This window comes from Agrobacterium sp. 22-210-1, from assembly GCF_053522525.1.
Map to the genome: position 1 here is coordinate 2,176,479 of NZ_JBNWCI010000001.1, position 14,013 is coordinate 2,190,491.

The 14,013-nt window shown below is 59.5% G+C and carries 13 protein-coding genes; all 13 read right to left on the reverse strand.

Going from position 1 to position 14,013, the window contains the following annotated elements:
- Positions 1 to 47: 47 nt before the first annotated feature.
- The 13 genes from ACQZ5F_RS10940 to ACQZ5F_RS11000 all read right to left on the reverse strand — a co-directional run bounded on the left by ACQZ5F_RS10940 (position 48) and on the right by ACQZ5F_RS11000 (position 13,565).
- Positions 48 to 1,895, reverse strand: a complete 1,848-nt coding sequence (locus ACQZ5F_RS10940) for a methyl-accepting chemotaxis protein (protein WP_225339483.1) — start codon at positions 1,893 to 1,895, stop codon at positions 48 to 50.
- Between the two features lie 155 nt (positions 1,896 to 2,050).
- Positions 2,051 to 2,752, reverse strand: a complete 702-nt coding sequence (gene visR, locus ACQZ5F_RS10945; RefSeq protein ID WP_046800731.1) for a transcriptional regulator VisR — start codon at positions 2,750 to 2,752, stop codon at positions 2,051 to 2,053.
- A 53-nt stretch (positions 2,753 to 2,805) separates the two neighbouring features.
- The gene (gene visN, locus ACQZ5F_RS10950) at positions 2,806 to 3,537 is read right to left on the reverse strand and encodes a transcriptional regulator VisN (protein ID WP_052760248.1); all 732 of its coding nucleotides are present in this window, start codon (positions 3,535 to 3,537) and stop codon (positions 2,806 to 2,808) included.
- A gap of 372 nt (positions 3,538 to 3,909) precedes the next feature.
- Positions 3,910 to 5,592, reverse strand: a complete 1,683-nt coding sequence (gene fliF, locus ACQZ5F_RS10955) for a flagellar basal-body MS-ring/collar protein FliF (RefSeq protein WP_046800557.1) — start codon at positions 5,590 to 5,592, stop codon at positions 3,910 to 3,912.
- 129 nt (positions 5,593 to 5,721) lie between these two features.
- A complete protein-coding gene (gene cheT, locus ACQZ5F_RS10960; RefSeq protein ID WP_052816944.1) occupies positions 5,722 to 6,105 on the reverse strand; it encodes a chemotaxis protein CheT in 384 nt (127 codons plus the stop codon).
- A 14-nt stretch (positions 6,106 to 6,119) separates the two neighbouring features.
- On the reverse strand, positions 6,120 to 6,665 hold the full coding sequence (gene cheD / locus ACQZ5F_RS10965) for a chemoreceptor glutamine deamidase CheD (RefSeq protein WP_046800555.1): 546 nt from the start codon (positions 6,663 to 6,665) through the stop codon (positions 6,120 to 6,122).
- On the reverse strand, positions 6,662 to 7,051 hold the full coding sequence (gene cheY2 / locus ACQZ5F_RS10970; protein ID WP_003515008.1) for a chemotaxis response regulator CheY2: 390 nt from the start codon (positions 7,049 to 7,051) through the stop codon (positions 6,662 to 6,664). The genes cheD and cheY2 overlap by 4 nt, the downstream gene beginning before the upstream one ends.
- Positions 7,051 to 8,106, reverse strand: a complete 1,056-nt coding sequence (gene cheB / locus ACQZ5F_RS10975) for a protein-glutamate O-methylesterase CheB (protein ID WP_046800554.1) — start codon at positions 8,104 to 8,106, stop codon at positions 7,051 to 7,053. The genes cheY2 and cheB overlap by 1 nt, the downstream gene beginning before the upstream one ends.
- Positions 8,103 to 9,011 carry a protein-glutamate O-methyltransferase CheR gene (cheR, locus tag ACQZ5F_RS10980; protein WP_052817816.1) on the reverse strand — a complete coding sequence of 303 codons (909 nt, stop codon included), beginning with the start codon at positions 9,009 to 9,011 and terminating at the stop codon, positions 8,103 to 8,105. Before cheR ends, cheB begins: the two co-directional genes overlap by 4 nt.
- A 13-nt stretch (positions 9,012 to 9,024) precedes the next feature.
- Complete coding sequence (locus ACQZ5F_RS10985; RefSeq protein ID WP_225339484.1) at positions 9,025 to 11,292, reverse strand: chemotaxis protein CheA; 2,268 nt, start codon at positions 11,290 to 11,292, stop codon at positions 9,025 to 9,027.
- 16 nt (positions 11,293 to 11,308) lie between these two features.
- Positions 11,309 to 11,674, reverse strand: coding sequence for a chemotaxis response regulator CheY1 (gene cheY1, locus ACQZ5F_RS10990; RefSeq protein WP_004439870.1), 366 nt, complete (start codon positions 11,672 to 11,674; stop codon positions 11,309 to 11,311).
- Positions 11,671 to 11,970, reverse strand: coding sequence for an STAS domain-containing protein (locus ACQZ5F_RS10995; RefSeq protein ID WP_046800552.1), 300 nt, complete (start codon positions 11,968 to 11,970; stop codon positions 11,671 to 11,673). Before ACQZ5F_RS10995 ends, cheY1 begins: the two co-directional genes overlap by 4 nt.
- Positions 11,970 to 13,565 carry a globin-coupled sensor protein gene (locus ACQZ5F_RS11000; RefSeq protein WP_225339485.1) on the reverse strand — a complete coding sequence of 532 codons (1,596 nt, stop codon included), beginning with the start codon at positions 13,563 to 13,565 and terminating at the stop codon, positions 11,970 to 11,972. The genes ACQZ5F_RS10995 and ACQZ5F_RS11000 overlap by 1 nt, the downstream gene beginning before the upstream one ends.
- Between the last annotated feature and the right edge of the window lie 448 nt (positions 13,566 to 14,013).

Below are 14,013 nucleotides of genomic sequence, written 5' to 3' on the forward strand. Positions count from 1 at the left end.
CCCGGACCTTGCGATCCGGGAGATTTTGATTTTGCGAATTGGGGGTATCAGGCAGCCCGGTTCAATCGATCCCTGCCCGCCGCCGATCCCTGCTCCATCTGGAAACGCTGGACGAGATCGAGCAAGGCCTCCACCTCGCCGGACAGCACCCGGCTCGCCGCACTCGATTGCTCGGCAAGTGCTGCATTCTGCTGCGTCATCTGGTCCATCTGGTTGACGGAACCGTTGACGTTGTGAAGCGCGGATGACTGGTCCTGCGTCGCCGTTGCGATGGTTTCGACATGCTGGCTTACGGTGACGATCTGCTGGCTGATGGCGGAAAGAACCGTGCCCGCCTCCTGCACCAGCTTCGATCCGGTGCTGACTTCGTGCGTCGACTGGTTGATGAGCTGCTTGATCTCGCGGGCTGCGTCGGCGGAACGTTGCGCCAGTTCACGCACTTCCTGCGCCACCACGGCAAAACCCTTGCCCGCCTCACCCGCACGCGCCGCCTCGATGCCGGCATTGAGCGCAAGGAGATTGGTCTGGAAGGCGATATCGTCGATGACCTCGATGATCTGCTCGATCTTGCGTGAAGCGCCTTCGATGCGGCCCATGGCATCAACGGCATTGCTGACGACCGAGCCGGAACTGTCGGCGCTCTGCTTGGTAATGCGGACGGCCTCATTGGCCTCCCGCGCCCGCTCGGCCGACGATCTGACCGTCGCGGTGATTTCCTCGACGGCGGCGGCGGTCTCTTCCAGCGAGGCCGCCTGATTTTCGGTGCGCTTCGACAGATCAACCGACGACTGCTCAATTTCAAAGCCGCTATGCTGGATGATGAGCGTGCGCTCACGGATCTGCCCCAGCGCATCGCGCAGATTGAGCAGGGATTCGTTGAAATCCGTGCGCAGCCGGTCCAGACGGCCGGTGAAAGGTGTCTCGATCGTGCGGCTCAGATCGCCACGCGAAAGCCTGCCGAGACCGGATGCGATTTCACCGACCGCAAATTCGATCTGGCTGTCCAGCTCCTGCTTTTCCGCGTCGTTGCGGTGGCGTTCGGATTCCGCCACGGAGCGTTCATCGGCGCTTCTTCCCTCGATGGCCAGTTTATCAAGCGCATTCTCGCGGAAGATCACCAGCGCGCGGGCGATGTTGCCGAATTCATTGGTATTGGTGGCATAGGGGATTGGTGTGTCGAGATTGCCGTCCGAAAGAGACTTCACCGCGTCCGTCAGTTTGCCCAGCGGCTGCAATGTTCGTCTGATGACGAAATAGGCGAGAAGCCCGACTCCGCCCATGGCCAGCGTACCGCAGATCAGCATCAGGTCGCGCAGGCCGAATATCTGGGCTTCGTAGACGGCCATGGGAACGCCGACAAAAAGAATGCCGACGGTGGCGCCGGACTTGTTGATAACCGGCATGTAACCGGTCATGTAACTGACGCCGAAAAGCGTGGCCGGGCCGAAATATGCTTCGCCCTTGCTGACTTTTTCGAAAGCAGGATGATCGGTGGCAAGCTTGGTGCCTGCCGCGCGTTCGCCCTTTTCATTTTTCAGATTGGTGATCATACGGACATATTCACCGGCCTTGGTTTCAAAAACCGTGGCGATGCCGCCGTTTCCTGCCGCGGTGCGATCAACGAGGTCGTTGTCGCGCAGCGTCCCAATGCTGGCGCGGCTGACACTTTTGAGCTGCCCATCGCCCATGTCCAGCGCGACGCCACCGACCTTCATCTCGTAGAGGATCGCCATGTTGCGCATTGCGCTGTTGGTATCGCGCAGCGCGGTGGTGATGATATTATCCTTCAAGCGCATGTAGGTGGAAAAACCAACTGCCGCCACGCTGAGCATGATCAAGCCGATCGTCAGCACGACGACTTTGCTCGCGACGGTCTTAAAGAGCCGGTTGTGCATGAACAGTTCCCCAAAGCCAAACCTGCGACAGTTCTAGCTGGCAACTGTTAAAAAACGCGAAATGAGACGCCGGAACCATGGCGTATCGGCAGGCCTGCCGCGGCCTGCGGCCCTGAAAACCCGGGGATGCAGTGCGGGGGAGCCCCCGCCCACCATCAGTGGATATAGCCGAGCCGGATGGCCTTTGCGATTGCCTGAATGCGGTTGACGGAATCGAGCTTGATCGTCGCGGAACCGAGATAGGCATTGACCGTGTGCACGGAAAGCCCGAGCTTGACCGCGATCTCTTCACTGATCCGGCCGTCACCTGCCAGTTGCAGGCAGGCGATTTCCCTCTCGCTCAGTGCTTCCGAGGGCGCCGCCTTGCGCTCGTCGAGCGCCAGCATGTCCACCATGATCTCGCAGCATTTGATGTGCTGCTCGATGACGACCTCATTGTCGAGAACGAGATTGGTGCCGCAGAAAACGATGTAACCGTTGCCGATGGTGCCGAGCCGCACCGGCATGGCCAGCCCGGCATAGGGCAAGGTGTCGTTTTCGATCCGGCGCAGCAACGCCGGAACATCGGGAAGATCGGCAAAGCCGCCGGCATTCTTGTTGCGCCAGATGACCGGCAACAGCGACGTCTCGATATGATCGAGAAGAATATCACCGACAGCGCGGATAAACTGCGTGCTCTGTTCTGCGGCATTCATGCCCCAGTTTTCCAGCTCGCAGGTCAGCTTCTTCTTGTTGGGGAAACCGGAAGCGGCAGCCTTCGTCACCACGAAATTTCGTGCGCCGACCAGCTTCTGCATGGCGACGAGCTTCGGAAACAGATCCGACCGGCTCGTTGCGACAGGGCTGCGGTAAAACATGCCCGTTTGACCTGTACCCTCATTGTCTTTCGTCTGTACCATCCGTCCGACCATTATACGAGGTTGTTGCGCACGGCGTAGGCAATTGCCTCCGAGCGGGTTTTTGTCGCGGTTTTACGCATCACGCTTGTAATGTAATTATTGATCGTATTGCGCGAAATGCCAAGGATCATCGCAATTTCGTCGCTTGTCTTGCCTTCTGCAATCCAGAACAGGCATTCGAGCTCGCGCTCGGTAAGATCGATATCACGCACGGCCTTTGCTTCGCTGGCGATGCCGAAACTGACGCAATAACCCGTCAACAGGGCGATTTCGCGCAGACGCTCCGGTGAAGGAACAGCGTGTTCGGGAAACAGCAGCAGAAGGGAAAGGCGGATGCGGCCCACGCAGAAAGACAGTGCGGAATATTGCCGGTCGATACCGTAGGGAACAGAAACATCGTCGGGAAGAAACAATAATCGCGGCCGCAGAAGCGAAAGGCATTTTTCCATTTCGCTCGATCTGTTCTGGCTGTTCGTCAGTTCAATGCCGAGCCTGCGTACCAGATCGAAAGGCCAGTCGGATGTGACGATGAATTTCAGCCCGGTTTCTTCGAGAAGGTCATCCCGCGCCAGCAGATAATGCGAGGCGCCGGCGTAGGTTACGAGCAAATCCAGTGCGCCTGCAACGTTACCGGCAGCGGCCGTGGCTGCGACGTTCTTGGCAAGCTGATCGCGCGGCAAGGGCTTACCCATGCCCTCCATAGGCTTGGCAGACAGCCTGCGGATATCAACATCGACTTTCAATCGCCTACGCCCTCTTGCTCCCAGTGGGAGATTATACATCGGGATGGAATCATTCCATTCAAGAAGCTTACCAAAATGGAATGGCACGCCCCCGGAGACCGAATCACTTCATTTTATGGAACCGACCGGAATTTGCCATTACCTGACAACAGCCTTTCCACGTATTTCCTCATTCGTCTATTGCTAAAAAAACATACTGAAAAGCTGGCCAATCCATAAACGTCATTCTCAGCCTATTCCCAGCAAACTGTATCGTTGATGAATTTTTTGTAAACACTGTCCTGAAACGAGAATGCCACGGCCCGGCGACCAAGGATAGTAAAAAGCCCGAAAATGCGAAAAAGGCCGGGGGTAAGCCCGGCCCTTTCAAAATCACGCTGCCTTTTCCACCGCCCATTTGCGCAGGATCTTGGCTGCTCTTTCCTCGCTGATTTCCACCATGCGGGAGAGCCTGCGTTCCGGTCCTTCGCGAACCCGGCGGTTGAAGGTGCCTTCGCTGTCGCCACCCGCCAGAAGATCGTCGGTGCTGTCGAAGCCGAAATCCGCTCCGAAACCTTCCATAAGACCACCAGCACCTGCATCCATGCCCGGAGAGAAATCCGGCAGTTCGAGACCGGCGGTCTCCTGGCTGAGCTGACCCGCAGCCGCGCCATTGCCGGCGACCGTGCGAACCAGGGGGCGCACACCAAGCCAGATGACGAGGAAGGCGACAGCGACGAAAGCGAGCGAGTTGATGATGCCGGCCGAATTGCGGCTTAACACTTCCATGATGCCCGGACCGCTGGCGGCCTCATCGAGCAATTGCGTTTCAAGGAAGTCCATTGCCGTCAGCGTCACGATATCACCGCGATCGGAAGAGATACCCGCCGCCGAAGTCACGATCTTCTGCATTTCGGCAAGATAGGCGTCGATCTTGGCCTGATCGACGGGTTCACCGACCATCTTGGCAATGCGACCCTTGTTGACGACCACGGCGACCGAAATCTTCTCGACGGTATAGCCGTTCTTGACCGTAGCGACCGTCTTCGAGTTGATCTCGTAATTGGTCTGCTCTTCCTTCTTGGCCGACTGGTCGGAGGACTGCGGGCCACCGCCGCCGCCCTGCGGGGCTGCCTGCGGTACGTTCTGTTCCACGGTCGCTGCCGTATCCGGCTGCGTTTCCTGGGACTTCTGGTCTTCCTTTACCGTGCGGACAGAACGCTCGACGCGCGATTCCGGATCATACACGGTCTCCTGGATCTGGCGGCTGTCGGTGTTCAGCTGCGCCGTGACGCTCGAGCGGAAATTGTCCATGCCGAGGAAAGGCGCCAGCGCCTTGTCGATATTGGTGGTGATTTCCTGCTGGACGTTCTGCGCCAGCGTCAGCGAGCGGTTCATGGCGGCGTTGGTGACGTCGTCGCCGGAAGCCAGAAGCTGGCCGGTGGAATCGAGCAGCGTCACATCATCGACTTCAAGGCCGGGAACGGCCGAGGCGACGAGGTGACGGATGGAGGCGGACGCCTTGCGACCTGCGGTGGCGCTGGCGCGGATCATGACCGATGCAGTTGGCTTCTGTTCGCCACGGCGGAAATTGCCGACATCAGGCATGACGATATGGACGCGTGCGGCCGCAATCCCATCGATCTGCTGGATGGAGCGGCTGATCTCACCCTCGAGGGCGCGGACGCGCGTCACTTCCTGCATGAAGGAGGTCAGGCCGAGAGAACCGACATTGTCGAAAAGCTCGTAACCGGCATTGGCGCTATCAGGCAAACCGCGTTCGGCCAGAAGCAGCCTTGCCTTGCTGGTCAGCCCAACGGGAACCTGAAGGCTCGAACCGTCGGTTCCAACCTGAAAGTCCAGCCCCGATTCGGCGAGCGCAATGCTGATCTTGTTGAGGTCGCTTTTTTCAAGCCCGACATAAAGGGTCTCGTAGGCGGGACGGTTCACGTAGAGCGCTGCCGCAAGGATAACGGCCATGGACAAAACGCCCACGCCGCCCAGCATCAGCAGCCGTGTCTGACCCAGCGCCGCGAAATTCTTCAGGACCTGAGGGATTTGATTTAACAGATTCATTCTGTTCCGCACCGTCATTCATAGAATCCGAGACCTTTTGGCCCCGTAATGACAATAGGGTGCGAAGCTTGCGCGAGCGTTGCCTTTCTCCGCATTCAGCGAGGAAAGGAACGTCGGCAGAAATGCGATCTAGAACAGGTCGAAGTCGCCGGAAGCCTTGTCCAGCGGCTGGGAATGGCCGTGCCGGAAGGCAGCGCCCAGCGCCTTCTGCATTTCGGCAAGCTTGACGAGGCTGAGCGCCGTGGAGACATCCACGATCCATTCACCGGGAATGGAACCGGTGATGGTATCGATGAATTCGGCAAGACCGCGGGTCTTCTGAACGGCGAGATCAATGCCCTGCAGCAGCTTGATGCCATCGCCCGACAACTGACCGCTGGTCACTTCCAGCAACTGCGGCTCGATGCGCTCTATGAGATAGGCGACATCGTGCAGCTCCGACACCACGCGCATGAGGACATCCGGCAGGGCTTCTTCGAACGGAGCGGTACCGGCGTGGTCTGCAATCTGCATTGGAAACTCCGTGACTAGAAAAATTCGATGTCGTTGGCGACGGGCTTGGGAGCCGGCACCGGACGCGTTTCCATGGCGACCGTCTTCTGGGTTTCCGCGCCGCTGAGCGGATGCTGACGCGCGCGACCCGAGACCGGCCAGAACTCGATCTTGCGGCCATGCTCTCCGCCCGTGGAAGAGCTTATGACCGGAATGCCTTCGTCCTTCAGAAACTGCATGGCGAAGATGGCATTCTGCTCGCCGACATTCGAGAAGCTGGCGATAGTCTTCGCGCCGCCGAAAACCTTGGCCTCCAGCCGGTCGCGGCGGGCGCCCTTCTTCAGAAGGCCGTTGATCAGAAGTTCCATGAGATGCACGCCGTAACGCGTCGCATCTCCCCCGGTCACATTGCCCGTTCCCGGCAGCAGGAAGTGGTTCATTCCTCCAAGCCCGGCAACGGGATCTCTCAGACAGGCGGCCACGCACGAACCGAGTATCGTCGTCATGACCACGTCGGGATCGCTGACAACCTTGTACTCGCCCTGAATGATATGTACGCGTTTGGCCGCAGCTTCAATCATTTCAGCGATCCGAAAACCGCCTCGATGGCTGCGCGCATCTTGTCGATGGTGAAAGGCTTGGCCAGCACGTTGTTTGCACCGAGCTGCGCCGCCTTCTGCACCAGCGCGCGGTCGCCCTGCGCCGTGAGGATGATGAAGGCTGCCTTTTTAAGAGTCGGATTGGCCCGCACGGCGTGCAGGAAACCGAGACCGTCCATCTTCGGCATGTTGAAGTCGGAGATGACGAGATGATGGGGCTGCTGCTCCATGATCTTCAATCCCTGCTCGCCATCGCCGGCGGCAGTGATCTGCTTGAAGCCCAGCTGTGTCAGCGCATCGCTGAGAAGCAGCCGGCTGGTCACCTGATCGTCAACGATCAGAACTTTGATCTTTTCTGCGAGAGACATTAGTCAGCACCTTCTTTGCGGGCAGTGGTTAGTTTCAGGATTTCTTCGCCGATGGAGGCCAGCGGCAATTGCTGTTCGACGGCACCGAGCTCATAGGCCACGCGGGGCATGCCGTAGACGACACATGTTTTTTCGTTCTGGCCGACGGTGCGCGCACCGGCATGGCGCATTTTCAGCAGTCCAGCCGCGCCATCGCGGCCCATGCCGGTGAGAATGACACCGACGGCGTTGCGACCAGCAAGCTCGGCCACCGAATCAAACAACACATCGACGGAGGGACGATGGCCGTTGACAGGATCACGCTCGATGAGCCGGCAGCAGGGTGCTGCCCGGTTGGCGATCTGCAGGTGGCGTTCACCGCCCGGCGCGAGATAGATCTTGCCTGTCTGCAGGCGCGCACCATCCGTCGCTTCTTCCACGACGGGCGCGCAAATCCGGTTCAGCCGTTCGGCGAAGCTCCGGGTGAAGGTCGGCGGCATGTGCTGGGTGATGACGGTCGGCGGGCAATTGGCCGGAAACTTCTGCAGCACGGCGATCAGCGCCTCGACGCCACCCGTGGATGAACCGATGGCCACGACTTTACGACCCGCCCGATAGTCGCTGACCGGGGTAGGCTGCACTGCCGCGGCGCTTTCCGGACGAGCCGCGCGATAGGCGGCATGTTGGGAGCGAGCGGCAGCTTTTACCTTGTCGGCGAGATCGCCAAAGGGACGCGCATCGCCCGGAGCAGGCTTGCCGACGCAATCAAAGGCGCCGATTTCAAGAGCCGCAAGCGACGCGTCCGCACCGCGATGGGTGAGCGACGAGACCATGATCACCGGCATGGGCCGCAGACGCATGATCTTTTCAAGAAATTCGAGGCCGTTCATTTCCGGCATCTCGATGTCGAGCGTCACGACATCGGGGTTGAGCTGCTTGATGGCGGCGCGCGCTTCCATGGCGTTGCCGGCCTGCCCGACCACCTCGACTTCCGGATCTGCCTTGAGGACAGCCGAAATCAGGCCGCGCATCGTTGGACTATCATCGACGACGAGTACCCGTGCGAGTGCGCTCATGCCTTCCTCCCGGATGCGTGACCAATGTAGCGGTAGGTGGTGATGCCGGTATTGTCGAACAGGTTCTTGGCATCACCGGCGACGCGTTCGGAATGGCCGATATAGAGATGCCCACCTTCCGGCAGCAGGCCGGCGAAACGCGACCAGATGCGCGTCTGTGTCGGCTCGTCGAAATAAATGACGACATTCCGGCAGAAGATGACGTCGAAATTGCCCTTGAAGGGCCATTGCGTCATCAGGTTCAATTCGTTGAAGGTGATGAGGCGCTTGACCTTGTCATCGATGCGGAATTTGCGGCGACCACCGGCATCGACCTCCGTGAACCATTGCTTGCGCATGGCGGGGGATACGGTTTCGAGCGCGTTGTCGTCATAGACGCCGGCACGGGCCTGCGCCAAAATCTTCGGATCGATGTCCGTCGCCAGAATCTTGAAATCGTAGTCCGCCGCATTCGGGAACATGGCGAGCACGGTAAGCGCGATCGAATAGGGCTCTTGCCCGTCGGAACAGGCCGCCGACCAGATACGGACGCGTCCACCGCTTTTGGCCCTTGCGATAAGGCCCGGCAGGACCTCGTCGCGCAGATGTTCGAAATGGTGGTTCTCGCGGAAGAAGCGCGTGAAATTCGTCGTCAGATGCGACAACATCTCGCGCCGCGCCGGTGCGCCCTCGGTTGAGGAGACCAGCGTGCAATATTCGCGGAAACCGGAAAGGCCGAGATTGCGGATATGCTTCGACAGGCGGGAATAGACCAGCGACGCCTTGGTGTCGTTGAGATAGATACCCGCATCCGCATAGATCATCGCAGCGATCTCCGACAGATCGCGTCTCGTCAGCGGATATTCACCGCTGGCAAGAACGTCGTCCGGAGACTGGCGCTGGTCACTGAAATTAAGTGCTGCCATGAACGAACCGCTTTCAACCTGTCGCCGCAAGCGACATTTCCTGCTTCAGGGGCTGTCCGCGCGAAGCGCTGACGATGGCATCGACATCCAGAATGAGCGCAACGCGTCCGTCACCGAGGATAGTGGCGGCGGCAATGCCCGGAACATGGGTATAGTTTGCTTCCAACGACTTGATGACGACCTGGCGCTGGCCCTGAATGGCATCTACCATCAGCGCGCGCTGGCCGCCGCCTTCCGATTCCACCAGAAGCGCCACACCTTCGACCGGATCGGCCTGGGTCGGACGGAAGTTCAGGACGCGTCCGACATCGACCAACGGGCAGAAGGAATTGCGGATGGAGATCAGTCGCTGGTTGGAGCCGAAGGAGTGGATGTTCTTCGCTTCCGGCTGCAGGGTTTCCACGATTGCGGTCAACGGCACGACGAGCGTCTGCCCGGCCACCGTCACCACCATGCCGTCGAGGACAGCAAGCGTCAGCGGCAGGCTCATGGTGAAGGTGGAACCATGTCCGGGGCGCGAGGAGATGCTGATGCGGCCGCCAAGCGCCTGAATGGAACGCTTGACCACATCCATGCCGACGCCGCGGCCGGAAATGTCGGAAATCTTGTCTGCCGTCGAGAAGCCCGGTGCAAAGATCAGGTTGTCGATCTCTTCGTCGGTCAGGTTCGCATCGGCGGCAATGAGATCATTGTCGATCGCCTTCTGGCGAACGCGTTCGCGGTTGATGCCGGCGCCATCGTCCTGAAGCTCGATCAGGATGCGGCCCGAGCGGTGCTTGGCCGAAAGCTTGATGGTGCCTTCCGGGTTCTTGCCCGCGGCTTCGCGTTTTTCCGGTGTTTCGATGCCGTGGTCGACGGCATTGCGGATCATATGGGTCAGAGGCTCGGCCAGCTTGTCGATAACCGTCTTGTCGACTTCGGTATTCTCACCTTCGGTGATGAGGCGGATCTGCTTGCCGATCATGTCGGCGACTTCGCGGACGATACGGGACATGCGCTGGAAGACCGGCTTCACAGGCTGCGCGCGGATGGCCATGACGCTGTCCTGGATCTCGCGCGTCAATTGCTGCAGCTCGTCCAGGCCCATATTGACGGCAGAGGTGCCGCTCGCATCGTTTTCGATGACGCTCTGCGACAGCATCGCCTGATTGATGACAAGCTCGCCAACGAGGTTGATGAGGCGGTCAACGCGGTCGAGATCAACGCGGATGGTCTGGCCGGCACTTGCATTGGCCGCCGCATTGGCATTCGCCTGCGCTGCGGCCGGCGCTGCCGCCGCCTCACGCTTTTCGATGGCGGCATTGACGCTCTGGGCGATCTGCGTCGTTGCGACGGCCGCTTCAACGGCTGCGGCAACAAAAGGTTCTTCCACCATAGCTGCTTCAACGGCAATGTCCGCTTCCGGTCCGCCATCAAGCGCCGAGAGATCGAACGGAACCGGGATCATCGGAAGTTCTTCGTCATCCGCAGCGGCACCCGAGAGAACCGGCGTGATTTCGAGATCGCAATCCCATTCGGCGAATTCGAAGACGCTGCGGATACCCTCTTCACCCTTGTCGGTGGCGATCGAAACCGTCCAGGAGAGATAAGATGCTTCAGGATCGAGCTTGTCGAGCGAAGGCAGCTCCGACAGGTCGCAATTGATGCTCATCTCGCCGATACGCGAGAGATCGCGCAGGAGTAGTGCTGCCTCGTTGCCCTTTGAATATAGCGATGCATGCGGCTTGAAGGTGATCTGGAAGGTCGGCGCTTCCATCAACGGTGTCGTGTCGTCGGCAAAGTCCGAGAAGGAGAACAGGACCGGCTGGAAACCGCTCTCATCCGTCGGCTTGGGCGCGGCGGGTGCCGGCGCCTTTATGGCAGCTGGCGCTGCTGCCGGCGCGGAGGCCTGTACGGCTTCGCCGTTTGCCAGCGCTTCCAGCTCCTTGACGAGACCACGGGTGCGGCTTTCATCGACGCTGCCGCCGTCTCTCGCCGCATTGGTCAGGTCCGCCAGCACGTCGGCGGAGCGCAACATGACTTTCAGAACATCCTGTGTCGGCTCCAGCTTGTTGGAGCGAACGCAGTCGAGGGTCGTTTCAAAAACGTGGGCGAAGGCCACGAGATCATCGAGACCGAAGGCACCTGCCCCGCCCTTGATGGAATGAACGGCACGGAAAACGGCGTTGACGGTTTCCGGATCGCGGTCGCCGTCATTCAATTTAAGAAGCCCCGATTCCAGTTCAGCGAGCTGCTCCTCGCATTCCTGGAAAAAGATTTCCTTGATTTCGTTCATATCCATCGTGAAATGTCCCGTATCAGGCGGTTACGCGTTCAATGGCATCGATGAGTTTTGCAGGGTCGAACGGCTTGACAATCCAGCCGGTCGCACCGGCCTGGCGGGCGCGGTTCTTCTTTTCTGCATCGCTTTCAGTCGTCAGAACGAGGATCGGGATAGCCCGATATTTCTCGTTGCGGCGCACGCCTTCGATAAAGCCGAAACCATCAAGACGGGGCATGTTGATGTCAGTCACGATGACATCGGGATTGCTCTGTTCCAGCACCTCGAGGCCTTCAACGCCATCTTCAGCCTGAATGGTCTCAAAACCGGCATTGTTGAGCGTGACCAGGAGCATGTTCCTGATCGTCCGGGAATCATCCACGGTGAGAACTTTTTTCTTCACTTTTGCATCTCCTTGGGGAGCAAATGGTCAATATCGACGCCTATCAGTTTCATGGTCTTGTCGAATGCATCGGACACCCTGGCAAAACCGAAGGGCTTGCCGTCTTCCTCCCAGGATTTCGCGCCGGCCATCAGGACCTGGACGCAAAGCGCGCCAATGCGCTCCACCTCGGACGCATCGACCGACAAAGGTGCTCCTCTCAGCGTCATCAGCTTGCCTTGCAGCGCCGATGCTTCGTTGAGATCCAGCACCGGTGACAGTTTCAGCGTCGCCTCAGCTGCTTTTCTGGCTGCCATTACATGACTCCTTGGCGTCTGAATTGTTGGTAATCCTGGCCGTAATCCGTACGGTTATCCGCACGGGCCATAAATGATGTGTCCTGACGGTCGGCCACGGCCATTGCCGCGGCCTGACCCTGACGGGCGATGCGGAACTCGCGAATGGTGCGGCCCAGCTGCAGAATGACAGTGTGAAGTGCGTCTGCCTCGCAGGAGCCTTCGCCGATCTCGTTTGCGATCCGGCCGGCCTGCCGCTGCTGTTCGCTAATATCGGCAGCGACCGTTTTCAGGTCATCTGCCTGTGCAGACGTATGCCGGGAAACTTCGGCGATCATGTCGTTGATGCCGGACACCTGCCGGACGACGCCGCCGATTGCTTCCTGCGTGCGGTTCACCATGCGAACACCGCCCTCGACCTGCGTCTTGGTGGTGCCGACAAGGCTCTTGATTTCCCTTGCGGCGTCGGCGGAACGCTGGGCGAGTGCCCGGACTTCCTGTGCGACGACGGCGAAACCGCGGCCGCTTTCACCCGCACGCGCCGCCTCGATGCCGGCGTTGAGGGCGAGAAGGTTGGTCTGGAAAGCAATCTCGTCGATCGTGCCTATGATCCTGCCGATGTGCTCGGCGGATTGTTCGATGTCAGACATGGCGTCGATCGCCTCGCCGATTGCCTTGCCGCTTTCGACAGCCGCGTCGCGGGCGCGGGAAACCGCCGTTTCCGTCGCCGATATGCGGGTGCCGTTTTCGGCCAGGTTCCCGATCATAGCCTGAAGCGCGCGGGAGGTCTCGGCAAGGGCTTCTGCCTGCTGGCCGGAACGTTCTGCGATGGAGCGACCGATATCGGCGAAACGGGCGCTGAGCGTCTCGGCGTCGCCGATACCCTGCTGCGCGGAGGTCAGCGATGCGCCGATCGTTTCCAGCGCCGCGTTGAAGGAGGCGGCAACATCGCGATAGGCTTCCGGCAGATCGCCGCCGATACGCGCCTTAAGATCGCCGGCGGCAAAGGCCGTCAGCGCCGCACCCAGCAGTGTCGCTGCTTCCGAACGGTCATTGTCGCGCTGTTCCGCAAGTTCCCGGCCGTGACGCAGGCGTAATTCATTAAAGCGCAGCGAGACGGCGATCTCCGTATCGACCATCACCAGACGGACGATGTTCTTCACGGCTTCGGCCAGTTCACGGCTCTTCTTGCGGCTGCCGGGCAGGATGGAGCGCGGCGCGTGCTCAGTCACCAACCCACCGAGCAGATGTTCCAGAACGATGGCGTGGCTGGCGATCTGCCAGCGTGGATCGAGACCCATGCGGCCGGCATTGTCGGAAAGAACCTTCACCCGCTCGGCATAAAGCGCATCGAAACGCGCATCCGTCAGCACACTCCAGTGCGAGGATTGCAGATCGTGCAGGCGATCAAGCTGGTTTTCGCTTTCGAAAGACGGAGAACAGTCGGGCATCGACTGAAAACGGTTCATCACGTCCCGCAGGCCGGCCTTGACGTAAGGCTCCAGCATGCTGCGATAATTGCGCAGGAAATCGGATTGCGTCTCATCGAGGCCGGCAAAACGCAACCGTCCCGCCAGGCTTGCACCTGCCGATCTGCGCGCTTGATCTGATGGCAAGTCCTGCCCCAACCGACGTCCCCAACAACATGACGGCCGGTAAAACCCGGCCAATTGGCCAAGGTTCAGAACGCCAGCACCCTAAGGGGGATTTTTGAACGAACATACCCATCGCGGACGATGCGGCATCGACGCTTGCCTGACCTTCTTGAACCAAGAAACGAAAATACCGGATCGGCACCGGTACGGCAGTGCGGCGTCATGCCTGGAAGGGGAGAGAACCCCATTCCGCCGTGGAAATACCATCAATCTTTATGGTTAATTCCTTGCTTGAAAGTTAAGAAACATCAGCTCCAGCGTCAAACGGTAAAATTTGTAAAAGCTTTTAGCCATTGCCGCCCTCACTTTGCCGCAAACGGGCAAAAACGAAAAGGAATCGGCCATTGCGGGCGGTTTTTCCGGCCTGTGCGCTGGACAAGCGCCTGCGGCTTCCCCTAAAACAAATCAA

Excerpts from the sequence above, each read along its gene's own strand:
- visR (WP_046800731.1), bottom strand. The coding sequence starts at position 2,752 with ATGTTTTACCGCAGCCCTGTCGCAACGAGCCGGTCGGATCTGTTTCCG.
- cheB (WP_046800554.1), bottom strand. The coding sequence starts at position 8,106 with ATGAGCGCACTCGCACGGGTACTCGTCGTCGATGATAGTCCAACGATG.
- cheY2 (WP_003515008.1), bottom strand. The coding sequence starts at position 7,051 with ATGTCTCTCGCAGAAAAGATCAAAGTTCTGATCGTTGACGATCAGGTG.
- ACQZ5F_RS10940 (WP_225339483.1), bottom strand. The coding sequence starts at position 1,895 with ATGCACAACCGGCTCTTTAAGACCGTCGCGAGCAAAGTCGTCGTGCTG.
- ACQZ5F_RS10995 (WP_046800552.1), bottom strand. The coding sequence starts at position 11,970 with ATGGCAGCCAGAAAAGCAGCTGAGGCGACGCTGAAACTGTCACCGGTG.
- ACQZ5F_RS10985 (WP_225339484.1), bottom strand. The coding sequence starts at position 11,292 with ATGGATATGAACGAAATCAAGGAAATCTTTTTCCAGGAATGCGAGGAG.
- cheR (WP_052817816.1), bottom strand. The coding sequence starts at position 9,011 with ATGGCAGCACTTAATTTCAGTGACCAGCGCCAGTCTCCGGACGACGTT.
- cheD (WP_046800555.1), bottom strand. The coding sequence starts at position 6,665 with ATGATTGAAGCTGCGGCCAAACGCGTACATATCATTCAGGGCGAGTAC.
- cheT (WP_052816944.1), bottom strand. The coding sequence starts at position 6,105 with ATGCAGATTGCAGACCACGCCGGTACCGCTCCGTTCGAAGAAGCCCTG.
- fliF (WP_046800557.1), bottom strand. The coding sequence starts at position 5,592 with ATGAATCTGTTAAATCAAATCCCTCAGGTCCTGAAGAATTTCGCGGCG.